Origin of the sequence: Rhodanobacter sp. DHG33 (genome assembly GCF_014843005.1) — a bacterium.
Lineage (GTDB): Bacteria > Pseudomonadota > Gammaproteobacteria > Xanthomonadales > Rhodanobacteraceae > Rhodanobacter_A.
Map to the genome: position 1 here is coordinate 1 of NZ_JACYXM010000022.1, position 2,511 is coordinate 2,511.

2 protein-coding genes are annotated in these 2,511 nt (G+C 62.8%); both read left to right on the plus strand.

Translation table 11 applies throughout. The features are described from left to right. Positions 1-1,385: amino acid adenylation domain-containing protein (locus IHE46_RS17120; RefSeq protein ID WP_225563145.1), on the plus strand; the 1,385-nt coding region annotated here is incomplete at its 5' end. 65 nt (positions 1,386-1,450) lie between these two features. After that, on the plus strand, positions 1,451-2,511 hold a 1,061-nt coding region (locus tag IHE46_RS17125), incomplete at its 3' end, for a phosphopantetheine-binding protein (protein WP_343230054.1).

The window sequence follows — 2,511 nt, forward strand, 5'->3', positions numbered from 1 at the left end:
CCGATCAGCTGTGCATCCACCAGTTGTTCGAGCAACAAGTACAGCAGCACCCCGAGGCCACCGCCCTCGTCTTCGAGGATCAGTCCCTCTCCTATACCGAACTCAACATCCAGGCCAATCGCCTCGCCCATCATCTGATCAGCCTCGGCGTGCGACCCGATGATCGCGTGGCGATCTGCGTCGAACGCAGCCTGGCCATGGTCGTAGGGCTCCTGGCCATCCTGAAAGCAGGCGGCGCCTATGTCCCGCTCGATCCGACCTACCCCTCTGAACGGCTGACGCAGGTCCTGCACGATGCCGCCCCCGCGCTCTTGCTGGCCGATACCACTGGACGAACGGCCCTGGGCGAATCGGCGGTCGCTCACCTGACCGTGCTCGACCTCGGTACACCCGCGACGTGGGCCCACCAGTCCGTCGCCGATCCCGATCCGCAAATGCTGGGCCTCACCTCCACCCATCTCGCCTACGTCATCTACACCTCCGGCTCCACCGGCACCCCCAAGGGCGTCATGGTCGAGCATCGTAACGTTGTCAATCTTTGGATTGGGCTGGAGCAGGAGGTTTTTGCACAGCGTCCGTTTACAACTGTGGGATGGAATGCCTCGTATCAATTCGATGCATCAATAAAAATGCTAGTGCAACTTTTGTCAGGGCGCTCCTTGGTAGCACTACCAGAAGCCGTGCGCGTAGACGCAGGCCTCTTCATGAAACATCTAGAGATCCAACAGGTTGATATCATCGATTGCACGCCATCACAATTGGAACTGTGGCTAGTGAATGGACTAATTAATCGCAATATTCAGTGGCCTCGATCACTCTTGGTGGGAGGAGAATCAATTAGTCTAGCCACTTGGAATCAATTACGAGACGAGAGTCGGATCGAAGTCCATAACGTCTACGGCCCTACCGAGTGCACCGTGGATGCGACATTGGCGACGATTAGTGGCGATGCATCGATCCCAACAATAGGCCGTCCGATAGCCAACACGCGCATTTATCTGCTCGATGCCCACGGCCAGCCGGTTCCTCTCGGGGTCGCCGGTGAGCTGTACATCGGCGGTGCCGGTGTCGCCCGCGGCTACCTGAACCGTCCCGACCTCACCGCCGAACGCTTCCTGCCCGACCCGTTCAACGCCCTGCCCGGGGCACGCATGTACAAGACCGGCGACCTGGCCCGCTACCTGCCCGATGGCAATCTCGTCTTCTTGGGCCGCAACGATCACCAGGTCAAGATTCGTGGCTTCCGCATCGAGCCCGGCGAGATCGAAGCACGTCTGATGGAACATCCGGCGGTGCGTGAGGCTGTCGTCCTCGCCCGCGAAGACGTCNCGGGGTCGCCGGTGAGCTGTACATCGGCGGTGCCGGTGTCGCCCGCGGTTACCTGAACCGTCCCGACCTCACCGCCGAACGCTTCCTGCCCGACCCGTTCAACGCCCTGCCCGGCGCGCGCATGTACAAGACCGGCGACCTGGCCCGCTACCTGCCCGATGGCAATCTCGTCTTCTTGGGCCGCAACGATCACCAGGTCAAGCTCCGTGGCTTCCGCATCGAGCCCGGCGAGATCGAAGCACGCCTGATGGAACATCCGGCCGTGCGTGAGGCTGTCGTCCTCGCCCGCGAAGACGTCCCCGGCGACAAACGCCTCGTCGCCTATCTCACCGTCACTCCGGAAGACACGACCGCCTCCGGTGAGCTGCCCGCGACTTTGCGCGCCCACCTCGGTGCCTGCCTACCCGACTACATGGTCCCGGCGGCCTTCGTGCCGTTGGACGCGTTGCCCCTGACACCCAACGGCAAACTCGACCGCAAGGCCTTGCCCGCACCGGGCGACACGGCCTACGCCCGTCGGGCCTACGAGCCACCCCAAGGGGAGATCGAACAAACCCTCGCCGGCATCTGGGAAGAGCTGCTCGGCCTCCAGCAGGTCAGCCGCCACGACAACTTCTTCGAGGTCGGTGGCCACTCCCTGATCGCCGTGCAACTCATGGAACGGTTGCGCCGTCGGGGTCTGAATGTCGAAGTACGCACCCTGTTCACCACCCCCACCCTGGCCGATCTGGCCGCCACTCTCGGCAGTCACCAGGAAGTAAGCGTCCCGGCCAACGCGATCACCCCAGACAGCACGGCGATCACCCCGGCCATGCTGCCGCTGATCGATCTGTCGCAACCGGACATCGATCGCATCGTGGCCCTGGTGCCCGGGGGTATGGCCAATATCCAGGACATCTACGCGCTCTCTCCCTTGCAGGACGGCATCCTGTTCCACCACCTGCTGGCTACCGACGGCGATCCGTATCTGCTGGTCAGCCAGATGGCCTTTGCCGACCGCGCCCTGTTGGATCGCTATCTCGCGGCCGTGCAACAGGTCGTTCATCGCAATGACATCCTGCGTACCGCCTTCGTCTGGGAACAGCTCTCGACCCCCGCTCAGGTCGTCTGGCGCCATGCACCGCTGAGCGTCACCGAGGTCACGCTCGATCCAGAGGCCGGTCCCGCCCATGAGCAACTCGC